Origin of the sequence: Streptomyces sp. NPDC006510 (assembly GCF_040611955.1) — a bacterium.
Taxonomy (GTDB): Bacteria; Actinomycetota; Actinomycetes; order Streptomycetales; family Streptomycetaceae; genus Streptomyces.
Window position 1 is genome coordinate 19,675 of sequence record NZ_JBEXPH010000086.1, and the last position, 15,114, is coordinate 34,788.

The following is a 15,114-nucleotide window of genomic DNA, read 5'->3' on the forward strand; positions in this document are numbered from 1 at the left end:
TTACACGCTGGGCACTTGGCATGGAAATTTTTGTGAATATGCTGCTCGGCAGTATCCGGCGTCGCAGAAGTCACGTGATGCCGCGGATCTGCAAGAGGAGAGCAATGCCCAGATCACACGCCCCGGTTGCCAAGTTCGTGCTGGCCGGCGGCATCGCAGCGACGGTCCTCATGACGACGACCGCATGTTCGGGTGGCGCCAGCGGAACCGGTGCCAGCCCCAACGGCGAGGCGCTGGTGTTCGGCGTCAGCGCGGACCCCACCCAACTGCTGCCGTGGACGGCAACTGCCGTGCAGTCCAACCAGGTTCTTGGGCAGGTCTACAGCTCTCTGCTGGACGAGGACTCTCACCTCGCGCCGGCCGCTGGCCTGGCCGACCTGCCCGAGGTCTCCGACGACGGACTCACCTATACCTTCACGCTGAAGCCGAACGTGACCTTCTCGGACGGATCGGCGCTGGATTCCGCGGACGTCAAGTACAGCCTCGAAAAGATCCTCGACCCGGCCACCAAGGCGGTCGCGCGTACCTCCCTGGCGGACATCAAGACCGTCACCGCGCCGGACGCCGGCCACGTCGTCATCAAGTTGAGCAAGCCCAACTCCTCGATCCTGTCCGCCCTGAGCGGTGTGAACAGCTCGATCCTGCCGTCGGACAAGCCGCTGAGCGCCCTCAAGACCAAGCCCGTCGGCACCGGCCCGTACGCTTTCAAGAGCCGCACCGCCAACCAGTCGGTCGTGCTTGAGCGCAGCGACACCTACTTCCGCGGGCGCCCCGGGCTGAGCACCCTTGAGTTCCGCATCATCGAAGACAAAAGCGCCATGGCCTCCGCGCTGCGCTCCGGAACCGTCGACATGGCGATCTTCGACGACTCCGTCACCGCCAAGACGGCCACGTCCAGCTCGGTGAAGGTCACCGATGTCGACCAGCTCGACTACCACGCGCTCCAACTGCGCGCCGACGCCGCCGTCTTCAAGGACACCGACGTGCGTCTCGCCGTGCAGTGCGCCATCGACCGGGAGCAGGTCGTCAAGACCGCTGCCCTCGGCCAGGGCGAGGTCGTCGGCCCGATCACCTCCCCCGCCTACGCCTCCGCGCCGGACGCCCGTCCCTGCCCCGACCATGACCTCGCCGCCGCCAAGAAGCACCTCTCCGCAGCCGGCAAGTCCAAGGTGTCCTTCACCGCGATCGTCCCGCAGGGCCTGTACTCCAGCGCCGCCGACGAGGCCCAGAACATCCAGGCCCAGCTCGCTGAGGCCGGCATCACGATGAAGATCGAGAGCCTGGACTCCAGTGCCTACGTCGACCGCTGGCTGGCCGGCGACTTCGACGCCGCCATCGCCCTCAACGGCGCCGGCAGCGACCCGGCCACCTCGTACACCCGCTACTTCACCTCGGACGGCAACTTCAACAAGCTGGCCGGCTACCGTTCCGCCAGCCTCGACAAGCTGTTCGCCCAGGGCATCGAGACCTCCGACGTCGCCGCACGCAAGGAGATCTACGGCAAGATCGCCAAGGAGCTGGAGGACAACGCGGTCTGGATCTGGCTCTACAGCGGCCGCAGCTACATCGCCACGAACACCCGGGTGACCGGCTTCGAAGCGATCACCGACGCCGGCCTCCAGAGCCTTTGGAAGACGAAGGTTTCCTGATGCGGACCTTGTCCTATCTCGCCGGCCACCCCGTCCTGCGCAGGGTCGGGGAGGCCGTCCTGACCCTGCTGGGCGTCTCGGTCCTGACGTTCGTCCTGCTGCGCGTGCTGCCTGGTGACCAGATCACCGCCTCCTACGGTATCGACGCCGGCGAGCTCACCCCGGAACAGATCGCCCAGCTGCAGGCCTACTACGGGGTGGACAAGCCCCTGGTGGAACAGTTCTTCTCGTGGCTCGGCGGTGTCCTCACCGGCAACCTCGGTGTCTCCTCGAACGCGGGACAGAGCGTCGCGGACCTGACGTCGCAGGCCCTGCCCGTCACCGCGGAGCTGGCCGTCCTGGCGATCCTGCTGGCCCTCCTGATCGGCGTGCCCGCCGGCCTCCTCGCCGCCTCCCGTCCCGGCGCCCTGCGCGACACCACCGCGCAGACCCTCAGCCTGCTGTCGCTGTCCGCGCCGGTGTTCCTCACCAGTACGGTGCTGGCCACCGTGCTGGCCAACAGCTTCGGCTGGAACCCCAACGGACTGAACTACGCGCGGCTCGCCGAGGACCCGCTGCTCAACCTCCAGCAGATGCTGCTGCCGGCCCTGGTCCTGGGGGTGAGCATCGCCTCGCCGATCATGCAGACCACCCGGACCGCGATCCTCGACATCCGCGGCGAGGACTTCATCCGCACCGCACGAGCCAAAGGCGTACCCGAACGCCTGCTCCAGACCCGGCACGTGCTGCGCAACGCCCTGATCCCCATCGTGACGATGAGCGGCCTCCAGTTCGGGTTCCTGCTGGGCGGAGCCGTCGTCGTGGAACAGATCTTCTCCCTGCCGGGGATCGGCCGCCAGGTCCTCATCGGCATGGGACAGAAGGAGTACTCCGTGGTACAGAGCACGGTGCTGGTCATCGCCGTTCTGTTCGTGCTGGTCAACCTGCTGACCGACCTCGTCTACCGGCTGGTCGACCCCAGGGTGTGGTCGCGATGACGACGACCACGCTCGCTCCCGCCCCCGTTGAGGAGACGGCCAAGCGCGAGCACGTGTTCAAAGCGCTGCTGCACAACCGGTCCAGCCTGATCGGCGGCGCCCTCACCCTGATCGTGCTGCTCACCGCCGGCGCGGGCGCGCTCGGCCTGCTCCCCTACGACCCGGCCACCCAGGACGTCGCCGCGGCCCTCCAGAGCCCCAACGGCTCCCACTGGCTCGGCACCGACCAGTTCGGGCGCGACGTGTTCGCCCGTGTCGCCTCAGGCCTGGGCAGCTCGCTGCTGGTCGCGAGCGTCTCGGTCGCCATCTCCGGCGTCCTCGGCATCATGCTCGGCGTCCTCGCCGGCTTCTTCGGCGGGGCGGCCGACCGGATCATCGGCGTGGTGACGAACATCCTGTTCGCCTTCCCGTCGCTGCTCCTGGCGCTCGCCCTGGCCGCCACGCTCGACCGGAGCTGGCAGACCGTGTCCCTGGCCATCGCCGTGGTCTACCTGCCGATCTTCATCCGCGTCGCCCGCGGCCCGGTGCTCACCCTGCGCTCCGCCGACTACGTGACCGCCGCCGCGGCCCTCGGACAGCGCAGGATGGCCACCCTCTTCCAGCACATCCTGCCGAACATCCGGAGCATCATCCTCGTCCAGGTGGCCCTCACCATGTCCTGGGCGATCCTCACCGAAGCAGCGCTGAGCTTCCTCGGTTTCGGCACCCCGCCCCCCGCAGCGTCACTGGGAGTCATGGTCTACGACGCCCGTGCGCTGAGCAGCATCGCGCCCTGGCTCCTGGCCGGGCCCGGTCTCGCCATGGTCGTCATCGTCCTCGGCCTCAACATGCTCAGCGCCGGCCTCCGTGACGTCCTCGACCCCCGCTCCGGAGACCGCCGATGAGTCCCACCGAACCGGCTACCACCACCCTCGACTCCCTGCTCACCGAGCGCATGGACGGCATCGGCGTCATGCTCGACGCCCTTCCCACCAGCGACCTCGTCCACCTGATGAACGACGGCGACGCGGAGATAGCGGGAGCCGTGCGCGGGCAGTCCGCCGCCATCACGGCCGTCATCGACGCGGCCTGCCCCCGCATGGCCGGAGGAGGACGCCTCATCTACGTCGGCGCGGGCACCTCCGGGCGCCTCGGTGTCCTCGACGCCTCCGAGATCCCGCCCACCTTCGGCATGCCCCCCGGCCGGGTCGTCGGCGTCATCGCGGGCGGCTCGCGCGCCATCACCGACGCCGTCGAAGCGGCCGAGGACAACGCCGAACAGGGCCGCGCCGACATCGACGCCCTCGGCGTCGGCCCCCTCGACACCGTCGTCGGCATCGCCTCCAGCGGCCGTACGCCCTACGTCCTGGGAGCCGTCGAACGAGCCGCCGAGCACGGCTGCCTGACCGTGGGCCTGTCCTGCAACGCAGACGCCCCGCTCTCCGGAGTCGTGGAACACCCGCTGGAGGTCGTCATCGGCCAGGAGATCGTGCGCGGGTCCACCCGGCTGCGCGCGGGCACCGCCACCAAGATGGTGCTCAACATGATCTCCACGCTCGCCATGGTCCGCCTCGGCAAGACCTACGGCAGCCTCATGGTCGACGTACAGGCCACCAACGAGAAGCTGCGCCACCGCGCAGTCCGGATCGTCGTCACCGCCACCGGCACCGACGAAGACACCGCCCACCAGGCCCTGGCCGAGGCCGGCTGGAGGGCGAAGACCGCCATCGCCATGATCGCCCTCGACTGCGACCTGGGCACCGCGAACGCAGCGCTGACCGCCGCCGCCGGCCGGCTCGGCGCCATCCTGGAGGACCACTGATGCGTGTACTGGGCATGATCTCCGGCACCTCCCACGACGGCATCGACGTGGCCGTCGTGGACTTCCAGCAGGACGGCACCACCCTGCACGGAACCGTCACCCACCACGACACCGTGCCCTACTCGGAGCAGCTCCGCGCCGACCTCGTCGACGCTCTGCCCCCCGGCCGGGTGACCGCGGCCGACATCTGCGCCCTGGACACCCGGATCGGCCAGGCCTTCGCCGACGCCGCCCGCACGGCGCTCGCCGCAGCCCCCGCCGACGTGGTGTGCACCCACGGCCAGACCGTCTACCACTGGGTGGAAGGCACCACCGCGCTGGGCACCCTCCAGCTGGGACAGCCCGCCTGGATCGCCGAGGCCACCGGGCTGCCGGTCGTCTCCGACCTGCGCAGCGCCGACATCGCCGCCGGCGGCCAGGGCGCCCCCCTGGTCCCGGTCCTCGACCGTATGCTCCTGGCCGCCGGGACCGAGCGCGGCCTGACCGCCGGCGCCCTGAACCTCGGCGGCATCTCCAACATCACGGTGCTCGCACCCGGCGCCGAGCCCGTCGCCTGGGACATCGGCCCGGCCAACGCCCTCATCGACGCGGCCGTCGCGGCCGACCCCGCGCACCCCGACAGCTTCGACCGCGACGGCCTCCTCGCCGCCTCCGGCCGGATCGACCACCCCCTCCTCGCGGCCCTGCTCGACGAGCCGTACTACGACCTCGCGCCCCCCAAGAGCTCCGGCAAGGAGATCTTCCACGCCGGGTACGTCGACGAGGTGCTGCGCCGCATCGGCGCCCGCCCCGCCCTGAACGACCTGGTCGCCACCCTCACCGCGCTGACCGTCGAGACGGTCGCCCGCACGGTCGAGGAGGCCAAGCTCGACGTTCTCTACGCGTCCGGCGGGGGAGTGCGCAACCCGGTCCTCCTCAAAGGCATCACAGACCGGCTGCCGCAGGTCCGCGTCCACACCACGGACGCCCTCGCCGCCCCCTCCGACGCCAAGGAGGCCATCGCCTTCGCGCTGCTCGGCTGGAAGACGCTGCACGGCCTGCCCGGCAACGTCCCCAGCTGCACCGGCGCCGACGCCGAACGCGTCCTGGGCCGCCTCACGCCCGGCACCGCGCCCCTGGCCCTCCCGGCCACCCCGGCGGTACGGCCCCGCATCCTGGTCCTGGAAGGGGCCGGCACATGAGGCAGCACCTCACTTCCCTCGCCGAGGGGATCCGCCGCGGCGGCGGTGCGGGCGAGGGCCCGCCCGCCGGGGTATGCCTCGGCGTGCTCACCCCCGCCACCGATACCGTCCTGGCCGCCGCCGGGTGGGCTGCGCTCCCCACCGGGACCGCTCCCGGCGAGCACCTGACCACCTCGGCCGTCTTCGACCTGGCCTCGGTCAGCAAGATCGCGGGCACCACCGCCCTGGCCATGCGACTGACGGCAGCCGGGCTGCTCGACCTCGACGCGCCCGTCCACCGCCACCTCACCGGATTCCGGGGCGGCGGCAAAGACTTCGTCACGGCCGCCGACCTGCTCGCCCATCGCGCAGGCCTCACCCCATGGTGGCCGCTGTACTGCGCCACCACCAACCGTGAGCAGGCCCTCGACCTCGCCGAGGGCCTGCCGCTGCGCCACCCCCGAGGCGAGCGGCGCGTCTACTCCGACGTCGGCTTCCAGCTCCTGGGCCGCCTCATCGAGCGCATCACCGGGACCGGTATCGCCGAGGCCTACCAAAAGTGGGTCGCCGCGCCGCTCGGCCTGACCCGCACCGGCTACGGGCCCGTCGATCCCGCCCGGGCGGTGGTCTGCGCCGACGGCGACCAGATCGAGTACGCCATGATCGCCGACGGCGTCCCCTATCCCGTGCCCTTCGCCCCGGCCGACTTCACCGGCTGGCGCACCACGGCCGTCCGTGGCCACGCTGCCGACGGCAACGCCCACCACGTCCTCGGCGGCGCGGCCGGCCACGCCGGGCTCTTCGCCCCGGTCGAGGAAATGCTCCGGCTGGGGGCCGCGCTCGCCCGGGACGAGGAGTTCGTGCCGGCCGCCGTACGGGCCCGGTTCACCGCTGCCGCCTCGCCCGACGAACCCTCCCAGGGCCTGGGCTTCCGCCGGTTCGAACTGACCACCCCGAACGGCCCAGTCCCCATGATCGGCCACGACGGGTTCACCGGCACCCACCTCTCCGCCGCGACCGACCGCCCCCTGGTCGTCGCGATGGCCGCCACCCGGCTGCACGGCGCCACCGGCGCCCGCGCCGACCTCCTCTCCGTCACGGACCTGGCCCACGACGCCCGCCAGGGCATCGTCCAGGCCCTCGACCTGGAGGCCGCGCTCCCCGCACCGTCCCGGTCCGCCGGCTTCGGCACCACCCCGCAGGCTCAGGAGTCACCATGAAAGCCACCCAGGCAGCCCGGACCGCGGGCACCGACACCGCAGGCACCAACCCCAAGCTCCGCATCCGCGACCTTTCCGTGGTCTTCCGCACCGCGGGCGGGGACTTCACCGCCGTCGAAGGAGTCAACCTCGACCTCGCGGCAGGCGAGACCGTCGCCGTGGTCGGCGCCTCCGGGTCGGGCAAGTCCACCCTGGCCGCCTGCGTCAACCGGCTGCTGGCGGAGAACGGACGGATCGCGGGCGGCACCATCCACCTGGAAGACTTCGACATCACCGCAGCCTCCGACCGGACCATGCGGCAGATGCGCGGAGCCCGCGTGGGCATGGTGCCGCAGGACCCGATGACCAACCTCAACCCGGTCGTCAGCGTCGGCGCGCAGATCGTCGAGGCACTCGAAGTGCACGGCCGTGCCCAGGGCGAGGCCGCCCGCAAGGAGGCCACCCAGCTCCTCGAAAGGGTCGGCATCACCGATGCCGCGGCCCGCTTCAAGCAGTACCCGCACGAGTTCTCCGGCGGCATGCGCCAGCGCGTGCTCATCGCCATGGCCCTCGCCTGCCGCCCCGACGTCCTCATCGCCGACGAACCCACCTCAGCCCTCGACGTCACCGTGCAGCGCGTCGTGCTCGACCAGATGGCCGCTCTGACCCGCGAACTCGGCACCGCCGTCCTCCTCATCACCCACGACCTGGCCATGGCCGCCGAGCGTGCCGACCGCATCGTCGTCATGCACAACGGCCGCCTCGTCGAGAGCGGACCGTCCACGACCGTCATCGCCGACCCGCAGGACCCCTACACCAAGCGGCTCCTTGCGGCGGCCCCCGGCATGGCCCGTCCCAAGATCGAGCCGGTGCCCGCCGACCCGGACCGCCAAGACCTCCCGCCGGTGCTGGAACTGCGCGACATCACCAAGGAGTTCAGGCTCCGCGGCCGACGCGAGCCCTTGCGCGCCGTGGACGGCGTCAGCCTCAGTGTTCAGGCCGGGCGCACCGTGGCCATCGTCGGCGAGTCCGGATCCGGCAAGTCCACCACCGCCCGCATCGCGCTGCGCCTGGAGGAGTCCGACACCGGCGAGGCCCGCTTCGACGGCTCGGACATCACCCGCCTCAAGGGCCGCGGCCTGCTGCCCTTCCGCAGCGCCGTCCAGCCGGTCTTCCAGAACCCCTACGCCTCGCTCGACCCCCGCCACACCATCGAGCGGATCGTTGCCGAACCGCTGCGCGTGCACGGCATCGGCGACCGCCGCGCCGACCACCGGGCACGGGTGGTCGAACTCCTCGACCAGGTCGCCCTGCCCGCCTCCGCGGCCGACCGCTACCCCCACGAACTCTCCGGCGGCCAGCGTCAGCGCGTCGCCATCGCCCGCGCCCTCGCGCTCAAGCCCCGCCTGATCGTCATGGACGAGGCGGTCTCCGCGCTGGACGTGCTTGTACAGGAGCAGATCCTGGACCTGATGGTCGACCTCCAGCGCGAACTGGGCCTCGGCTACCTGTTCATCAGCCACGACCTCGACGTGGTCCGCCTCGTCTCCCACCACGTCCTGGTGATGCGCAAGGGCCGTGTCGTCGAGGAAGGCACCCCGGAAGCCATCTTCGACCGCCCCACCCACCCGTACACCCGCGAACTCATCGACGCCATCCCCGGAAAGAGCATGGACGCATGACCGCACCCCGCGTCCTGGCCGCAACTCGCCGACCAGCAGCATCGGACGGGGCTGCTGCCCTGGCTCCAGGAAGAGGGGCTGTCGTGGAGACTGACGGCGCCGACGCCCAGCCGGCCGGCCCGTACGCGCACATCATGGCCTTGGCCTTGATAACCGCTTCGATGTTGTCCTTGGCGGTCAGCAGTGATTCCTTGGCCCAGTGCTCGGGCGCGGGAGAGTGCGGGATGAGGTCGGGGCGGGCCAGCGTCGTGCGCCCGCAGCGCCTCCAGGTCCGGGGTTGCTTCCAGCAGGGCCGCAGTCCGTGCGGTGTCGGCCAGGGCCTGGGCGCGTTCCTGGCGCTCGCGCAGGGCCGTCACGAGTGCGGAGGTGAGCTGTCCGGCCGCGGAGCCGACCAGGTCGGGCAGCTGGAGAACGGCGGCGACCTCGCCGACGCCGAGGAGGAGTCTCTCGCAGGCCTGGTCGTCGACGGTCGCCGAGTACCTCGGTCAGTCCGGGCTCGTCGACCAGCACGACCTGGTGGAGATGCGCCCCGGACTCGAACAAGTCGGCTCGGAACCCTGGAACCGCCTGAGGGCGGGCCGCCGTGACGTTTCCGCCACTTGGCAAACGCGCCCTCGGGCCGTTGGGGTTGTGGTCCCGGTCGCCCGAGCGATCGTGGTCGCCGAAGGACTCGCACTCCATTCCGAACTCGTCTTCGCCGACCCCGGCCTGCCCGAGACCGCCGATCGCTTCAGCCCAAGCCAGAGGTTCATCGACCACTTCATCCGGCACGTCAACGCACACCTGCACACCGCCAGGACACCGGACTGCCGGAGATCCCAGACGACCACATCGCGCCGCACCAGTTCCGCAAGACGATGTCCATGCTGGTCGGCACCGAGCCCGGCGCCGAGATCGCCCTGGGGCTCCAGCTCAAACACGCCGCGGTCCGGGCCCTGGCCAACCGCTCCACCCAGGGCTATGCCGCCTCCGACACCCGTTGGGCCCGCCTGCTGGATACCGCGATCGAGCACGCCCGGTTCACCCGCCTGCACGAACTCTACGAACGGCACCACGCCGGCGAGACCATCGGCTACGGTCCAGGCGCCGAGAAACCACCCGGCCCAGGCCGCTGAGCTGTCACTCGGCCGGGTCCACACCTGCCGGACCCGCCCCGCATCCGCCGCCGGCTCGGCCAGGAGCCGAGGCGCGGCTCCTGGGCACAGGCCGTCCGCTCGTCGTGTCCTGCCGCCGGGGTTGTAACGCCCGTGTCCGGGCACGCAGTCCGTCCTCACCGCCGCCCCGGCCCCGCTCCCACGCGCCGGCCCCTCAAGGCCGCCAGATCGTAAGAAGCCCGCTGGTGTACCGGTCGCCGCTCCTTCGCGCTGCCGCTCCCGTCCGGCCCCGTTCACCGCCCTGCACCCCAGCTGCACTGTCCACCCGCCGGACAGGCCCGCGCGGAAAGCCCTTCTGCCCTTCCCGCGTTCTGGAAGGCTGACCGCACTCACGAGAACGTGAACGAGGACCTGACCGTAAAGCCTTAAGCCACCGCCCAACGGCCCGGGGACCGGGCTGTCCAGTGCGATGCAACGGCCGTGTGCACGATGCCGGATGGCACCCGTGCCTACGCCCTGCTCGACGGCGTTGGCGACAACCAGACAGTCCGTGCCTGGACCCGCACCGCCGCCCGCCGCCTGGCCCGCGCAGCCGCCGGACACGCGGATGCGGAGGCCGGCCTGCGCGCCGAGTACGACCGCTACGCCGCCGACCCCGCCCGGCACCTCGACCACGACCTCCCCACCGCCGCGGCCGTCGCCGCCGTCCACGTCCCCGGCGGCCTGTTCTCGGTCGCCTGGTCGGGCGACGCCCGCGCCTACTTCCTCCTCGACGGACACCTGCGACTGCTCACCGAGGACCACAACAAACGCCGCGCCTACGACGGGGACCGCAATCTGATCACAGCCTGCCTCGAACCGCGCCGCCGGATCTGTGCCGTGCTCGCCGCCGGACCACGGCCGGGCCGCAGCGGTGGCGTGTCCGCCCCGCGAAGACGCCCCGTCGTACCCGCTCCGGCCCGAGCCCCCGCTACGTCCCAGCTGTACCCGCGCGGCAGCCGGTGTCTCCGCGAGCCGCCACCGGCACGGCCGTGCTCCGCCCGGCCCCCGCCCCACCGTAAGACCCCCTGCCACCCGCAGCCCCGCATCAGGTGCCGGCTGCACGCGCCCACGAGCAGGACCTCGATCACCACGAGAACAGTGACCACCATTGGTGCTTCCTCCCGGTTTCGGCCGGTACACGGATAAGAGACAGAGAGGCCCCGAGAGGATTCGCGTCCGGCCGAGTCTTCCTTCCGGGTGCGGGCAGGGGCGTCGAGGCTCGGTGATCAACCCTTGGGGCGGGCCTGCTCGCCGTCGGCGGGTGTTTGCGTCCTGGCCCGGTAGGCGCGCTTCTTGGCGAGGGCACCGCAGGTCTTCATCGAGCACCAACGGCGGGCGCCCGCGCGGGAGGTGTCGACGAATGGTGTGCCGCACGCGGGGTTTCCGCAGATGCGGACGCGTGTGCGGTGTTCCGAGCGGCAGAGCTCGATCAGATCCCGCGCGACCATGGAGAGCACCGCCGCGGCCCTGTCCCCGTGCCAGCGCGCGGAGGCCGCGTCGGCCGAGAGTTCGGGCACCGAGGTGGGCTCGGCGGCCGCGCCGTTGACCAGCGCGATGTCCTCGCGGGCGGGCGGGGCTCCGTCCGCCAGGGCCCGGCCCGCCCGCTGGATCGCCTCGCGCAGTCGTCTGGCGTGGTCCAGGTCGGCTTCGGTGCAGACCGGCGCCACCGTGGAGCAGCCGCTCTCCACGCCCCAGCGGCCGAGGTCCTCCGGTCGGGCCAGCCGTTCGAAGGGTGTGTCCGTGCCGCGGTCGGCCAGGGTGCCGACGAAGGCGAAGCACAGTCGCGCGTCGTCGAAGCGGAAGTCTGCCTTGGCGCGCTGGCGCCCTTCGCGTCGACCGTCCTTGTCATTCATGTCCACCATTTTATGTGGTTGACATCGCGCCGGGCAAGCAATTAGCTTTCAAGTCCACCACTTAAACAGGTGGACTTGGATCTCTTCCGTCACATCACGAGCCACGAGGAGGCCGCGTCCATGCGCGCCGCAGTCATCGAAGAACTCAACAAGCCGCTCGTCATCCGCGACGTGCCCGACCCCGAATGCCCGCCGGACGGGGCGATCATCCGCGTCGGGGCGAACGGGATCTGCCGGACGGACTGGGCCCTGTGGGCCGGGAACTTCTGGACGGGGGGACCGAGCGTCGAGCCCCCGTTCGTCCTCGGCCACGAGTTCGCCGGCACCGTTGCGGAGGTCGGCCGGGACGTGCGGGGGTGGAAGGAGGGCGACCGTGTCATCTTCCCGATGAACCCCGGCGAAGGCTCCTGCGAGATGTGCCGCAGCGGAAACCAGCACGTGTGCGACCACGTGGACTCGCTCGTGCCCGGCGTGTCCTACTGGGGCGCCTTCGCGGAGTACGTCATGGTCCGCTTCGCCGATGTCAACCTGGTCGAAGTACCGGAGTCCGTCGGCTTCGTGGACGTCGCCGCCCTCGCCTGCCGCTACATGACCGCCTTCCACGGCGTCGTCGACCAGGCGCGGGTCCGCGGCGGTGAATGGGTCGCGGTGTACGGCGCCGGCGGCGGCATGGGCCTGTCGACGGTGGAGATCGCCGCGGCGACGGGCGCCAACGTCATCGCGATCGACATCACGGACGAGAAGCTGGAGGCCGCGCGGGCCCTGGGCGCGGTCCACACCATCAACGCGGCGAAGGACGAGCCCACGGAGGCGGTGAAGACCCTCACCCGGGGCGGCGCCCACGTGTCGGTCGACGCCGTGGGGATCGCTGCCGCCTGCCGCAACTCCGTCCTGTCCCTGCGTACGCGGGGCCGCCACCTCCAGCTCGGGCACACCACCGCCGCGGAGAAGGGGGACGTCGCGCTGCCGATCGACGTCATGATGGTCAAGGAGCTGGAGATCCTGAGCGCCTTCGGCATGCAGGGCCAGCGGTTCGGCACGATGCTGAACATGATCGCCGCCGGCCGCCTCGACCCCGGCCGGATCGTGACCCGCACCGTCGGCCTCCACGAGGCGAGCGGGGTGCTGGAGTCCCTGGAGACGTACGGACCGACCGGCGTGGTCGTCATCGACGAGTTCCAGGCCTGAGCCGTCCCGCCCGGCGCCGCCCGGAGCGGCGCCCCCTCACGAAAAGAAAGCAGGCACGATCATGCCCGTTTCCCGTCTGCTGATGGACCGGGAACTGAGCCAGGCACTCGACGGCGTCCCCATGACGTCCAACGGCGCGTTCGACCTCACCGACATTCCCGCGACGCGCGCGGCGTTCCGCGCGCAGGCCGAGTCGATCGCCGAGAGCGAGCCCGACGACCCTTCGGTCACCACGGAGGAGCACCACGTCAGCCGGGCGGACGGCCCCGACGTGCCGGTCCGCCTGCTGCGGCCCGCGACCGCGCAGGGACCGCTGCCGGTGATGCTCTGGTTCCACGGCGGTGGCCAGGTGCTCGGCTTCGCCGCCCAGGACGATCCCTGGCTCAAGCGGTTGTGCTCGCGGCTCGGCTGCGCCGTCGCCGCGGTCGACTACCGGCTCGCCCCGGAAACACCCTCTCCCGGCGCCGCCGAGGACGGTTTCACCGCCTACCAGTGGCTCGTCCGTGAAGCGGAGGCCCTGGGTCTGGACAACGCCCGGATCGGCATCGCGGGCCAGAGCGGCGGCGGAGGCATCGCGGCGGCCACCGTACTGCTGGTCCGGGACCGCGGCGGCGCGGCGCCCCTGTTCCAGTCGCTGACGTACCCCATGCTGGACGACCGCAACCTGACCGCGTCGAGCCACGAAATCACCGACATAGGTATCTGGGACCGCTCCACGAACATCCTGGCCTGGCAGGCGATCCTGGGGGACCGCACCGGAACCGACGACGTCTCCCCGTACTCGGCGCCTTCCCGCGCGGAGGATCTCAGCGTGCTGCCGCCGACCTTCATCGCGGTCGGCGAACTCGACTGCTTCCGCGACGAGGACCTCGACTACGCCGCGCGCCTGCGCGCCCACGGGGTCCCGGTCGAGCTGCACCTCTATCCGGGCGCTTACCACGCCTTCGACCTGTTCGCCCCCGAGTCGCGGCTCGCGGCCACCTTCCAGCAATCCTGGTTCAGCTACCTCGCCCGCCGGTTCCAGGACACGTCCACCCTGTGATGCCCCGTCCGGCTGGGTCTATCAGGATTCATGGCTCTTACAAGATTTTCGTAGCCGTTGATCGTGCCTCGGTGTGGATCAGTTGAGCAGGATGCGGTGGCGGAGGAGATGAAAGCCAGCGCGGCCGTACATCTGGCGTTTGGTGTGTCCTGAACGTAAAGGGGAGTCGATGTAGGTCGAGTTCTTGATGCGGTGCTGCACGGATGATGAAGGTTTTGGCCCTTCGGAGTCGCCCTGCGGAGGGAGGCTCCAGACCACCTCATGCTGCGTTGGCTGAAGACCGTCGTGGTGAGCGATGAGGAAAAGGCGCCCGTGAGGCGTCAGGTGGGGATCAGGAAGACGAAAGCAAGTGAATCGTTGCTGACGTGTCGAAACAGATTCAGATGACATCAAAACCGGGGTGTCAAGCGGATCTCGGGAAAAGCCTGGCGGGAGTTCCGCTTATTGGCCAGGTGGTGTCCGGCATGTAGACGACGTGAGCCTGATCTGCGGCTTCCGTGCGGAACAGGAGAAGGCGTGCCCGGACAAGCTCTGCCCATGCGGGCGGGGGACAGGGAGCGTCCCAAGCGGTGACCCCGCGAGGGATTGAGTACCGTCGCCGGGCACGCCGGCGGACCGGCTCGTAGCAGCGGTGATGCCCCTGTAACGGGGGTGGAGCGAAGGGGTCGGGTTGTCCGTGGCTGGTTTGTTCGATCAACCGGAAGTACTCCGGGAGGAGTCGCGTGAACAAGCTGAAAGCACCAGGCAAGCCGTTCGAGATTTCGAAGCGGGCTGTCTGGGAGGCGTGGGAGAAGGTCAAGGCGAACAAGGGCGCCCCCGGAGTGGACGGGCAGACGATCGCGGAGTTCGAGTCCGATCTCAAGAACAATCTGTTCAAGATCTGGAATCGGATGTCGTCGGGATCGTACTTCCCGCCACCGGTGCGCGCGGTGGAGATCGAGAAGGCGCACGGCGGCACCAGGATTCTGGGTGTGCCATCCGTCGCCGATCGGATCGCGCAGACGGTCGTGGCCCAGGAGCTGGAAGCGAAGGTCGAACCGATCTTCCATCCCGACTCCTACGGCTACCGACCCAAGCGCTCCGCGCTCGACGCGGTGACGGCCTGCCGACAGCAGTGCTGGAAGACGGACTGGGTGATCGATCTGGACATCCGGAAGTTCTTCGACAGCGTGCCGTGGGACCTGGTCATCAAAGCCGTCGAGGCGAACACTGATCTGCCGTGGGCGGTTCTTTATGTCAAGCGGTGGCTGGAAGCGCCCTTGATGCTGCCCGATGGCTCGTTGCAGATCCGAGACCGCGGTACCCCGCAGGGCAATGCCGCTTAGTTAAGAGACGGCGAGGATTTTGATGTGGGGTGGGTCGGGGTGGTGGATGGTGGTTTCGGTGGGCTGTTTCTTTCTGTAGGCGTGGACGTGGATGCGTTTTAC

The 15,114-nt window shown here is 70.3% G+C and carries 13 protein-coding genes; 12 read left to right on the plus strand and 1 reads right to left on the minus strand.

The genetic code is table 11. The features are described 5' to 3' along the window. The first annotated feature begins 104 nt into the window (after positions 1–104). The 9 genes from ABZY11_RS24495 to ABZY11_RS24535 all read left to right on the plus strand — a co-directional run bounded on the left by ABZY11_RS24495 (position 105) and on the right by ABZY11_RS24535 (position 10,750). On the plus strand, positions 105–1,649 hold the full coding sequence (locus ABZY11_RS24495; protein ID WP_356481204.1) for an ABC transporter substrate-binding protein: 1,545 nt from the start codon (positions 105–107) through the stop codon (positions 1,647–1,649). After that, on the plus strand, positions 1,649–2,626 hold the full coding sequence (locus tag ABZY11_RS24500) for an ABC transporter permease (protein ID WP_356481205.1): 978 nt from the start codon (positions 1,649–1,651) through the stop codon (positions 2,624–2,626). Before ABZY11_RS24495 ends, ABZY11_RS24500 begins: the two co-directional genes overlap by 1 nt. Then, positions 2,623–3,510: an ABC transporter permease gene (locus ABZY11_RS24505; RefSeq protein WP_356481206.1), complete on the plus strand. Its 888-nt coding sequence runs from the start codon at positions 2,623–2,625 to the stop codon at positions 3,508–3,510. Before ABZY11_RS24500 ends, ABZY11_RS24505 begins: the two co-directional genes overlap by 4 nt. Next, positions 3,507–4,427, plus strand: a complete 921-nt coding sequence (murQ, locus tag ABZY11_RS24510) for an N-acetylmuramic acid 6-phosphate etherase (RefSeq protein ID WP_356481207.1) — start codon at positions 3,507–3,509, stop codon at positions 4,425–4,427. Before ABZY11_RS24505 ends, murQ begins: the two co-directional genes overlap by 4 nt. Then, a complete protein-coding gene (locus ABZY11_RS24515) occupies positions 4,427–5,608 on the plus strand; it encodes an anhydro-N-acetylmuramic acid kinase (RefSeq protein WP_356481208.1) in 1,182 nt (393 codons plus the stop codon). Before murQ ends, ABZY11_RS24515 begins: the two co-directional genes overlap by 1 nt. Then, complete coding sequence (locus ABZY11_RS24520) at positions 5,605–6,807, plus strand: serine hydrolase domain-containing protein (RefSeq protein WP_356481209.1); 1,203 nt, start codon at positions 5,605–5,607, stop codon at positions 6,805–6,807. Before ABZY11_RS24515 ends, ABZY11_RS24520 begins: the two co-directional genes overlap by 4 nt. Then, positions 6,804–8,468: an ABC transporter ATP-binding protein gene (locus ABZY11_RS24525; RefSeq protein WP_356481210.1), complete on the plus strand. Its 1,665-nt coding sequence runs from the start codon at positions 6,804–6,806 to the stop codon at positions 8,466–8,468. Before ABZY11_RS24520 ends, ABZY11_RS24525 begins: the two co-directional genes overlap by 4 nt. An 857-nt stretch (positions 8,469–9,325) precedes the next feature. Then, positions 9,326–9,583, plus strand: coding sequence for a hypothetical protein (locus ABZY11_RS24530; RefSeq protein ID WP_356481211.1), 258 nt, complete (start codon positions 9,326–9,328; stop codon positions 9,581–9,583). Positions 9,584–10,051: 468 nt separating this feature from the next. After that, the gene (locus ABZY11_RS24535; protein WP_356481212.1) at positions 10,052–10,750 is read left to right on the plus strand and encodes a hypothetical protein; all 699 of its coding nucleotides are present in this window, start codon (positions 10,052–10,054) and stop codon (positions 10,748–10,750) included. An 80-nt stretch (positions 10,751–10,830) separates the two neighbouring features. Here the strand turns inward: ABZY11_RS24535 and ABZY11_RS24540 are convergent, their stop codons facing one another. Then, on the minus strand, positions 10,831–11,457 hold the full coding sequence (locus ABZY11_RS24540; RefSeq protein WP_356481213.1) for a CGNR zinc finger domain-containing protein: 627 nt from the start codon (positions 11,455–11,457) through the stop codon (positions 10,831–10,833). A gap of 120 nt (positions 11,458–11,577) precedes the next feature. Here ABZY11_RS24540 and ABZY11_RS24545 point away from each other — a divergent pair, with 120 nt between their 5' ends. From ABZY11_RS24545 to ABZY11_RS24555, 3 genes are all read left to right on the plus strand, one after another. Continuing rightward, positions 11,578–12,645, plus strand: a complete 1,068-nt coding sequence (locus ABZY11_RS24545) for an alcohol dehydrogenase catalytic domain-containing protein (RefSeq protein WP_356481214.1) — start codon at positions 11,578–11,580, stop codon at positions 12,643–12,645. Positions 12,646–12,706: 61 nt separating this feature from the next. Continuing rightward, positions 12,707–13,687: an alpha/beta hydrolase gene (locus ABZY11_RS24550; protein ID WP_356481215.1), complete on the plus strand. Its 981-nt coding sequence runs from the start codon at positions 12,707–12,709 to the stop codon at positions 13,685–13,687. 722 nt (positions 13,688–14,409) lie between these two features. Continuing rightward, positions 14,410–15,012 (plus strand): reverse transcriptase domain-containing protein, encoded by a 603-nt coding sequence (locus tag ABZY11_RS24555; protein ID WP_356481216.1) that lies wholly within the window; start codon positions 14,410–14,412, stop codon positions 15,010–15,012. Positions 15,013–15,114: the final 102 nt, after the last annotated feature.

What these genes read in the sequence shown, in the direction of transcription:
- ABZY11_RS24530 (WP_356481211.1), top strand. Translation starts at nt 9,326, where the DNA reads ATGTCCATGCTGGTCGGCACCGAGCCCGGCGCCGAGATCGCCCTGGGG.
- ABZY11_RS24520 (WP_356481209.1), top strand. Translation starts at nt 5,605, where the DNA reads ATGAGGCAGCACCTCACTTCCCTCGCCGAGGGGATCCGCCGCGGCGGC.
- ABZY11_RS24545 (WP_356481214.1), top strand. Translation starts at nt 11,578, where the DNA reads ATGCGCGCCGCAGTCATCGAAGAACTCAACAAGCCGCTCGTCATCCGC.
- ABZY11_RS24505 (WP_356481206.1), top strand. Translation starts at nt 2,623, where the DNA reads ATGACGACGACCACGCTCGCTCCCGCCCCCGTTGAGGAGACGGCCAAG.
- ABZY11_RS24495 (WP_356481204.1), top strand. Translation starts at nt 105, where the DNA reads ATGCCCAGATCACACGCCCCGGTTGCCAAGTTCGTGCTGGCCGGCGGC.
- ABZY11_RS24535 (WP_356481212.1), top strand. Translation starts at nt 10,052, where the DNA reads ATGCCGGATGGCACCCGTGCCTACGCCCTGCTCGACGGCGTTGGCGAC.
- murQ (WP_356481207.1), top strand. Translation starts at nt 3,507, where the DNA reads ATGAGTCCCACCGAACCGGCTACCACCACCCTCGACTCCCTGCTCACC.
- ABZY11_RS24515 (WP_356481208.1), top strand. Translation starts at nt 4,427, where the DNA reads ATGCGTGTACTGGGCATGATCTCCGGCACCTCCCACGACGGCATCGAC.
- ABZY11_RS24540 (WP_356481213.1), bottom strand. Translation starts at nt 11,457, where the DNA reads ATGAATGACAAGGACGGTCGACGCGAAGGGCGCCAGCGCGCCAAGGCA.
- ABZY11_RS24550 (WP_356481215.1), top strand. Translation starts at nt 12,707, where the DNA reads ATGCCCGTTTCCCGTCTGCTGATGGACCGGGAACTGAGCCAGGCACTC.
- ABZY11_RS24500 (WP_356481205.1), top strand. Translation starts at nt 1,649, where the DNA reads ATGCGGACCTTGTCCTATCTCGCCGGCCACCCCGTCCTGCGCAGGGTC.
- ABZY11_RS24525 (WP_356481210.1), top strand. Translation starts at nt 6,804, where the DNA reads ATGAAAGCCACCCAGGCAGCCCGGACCGCGGGCACCGACACCGCAGGC.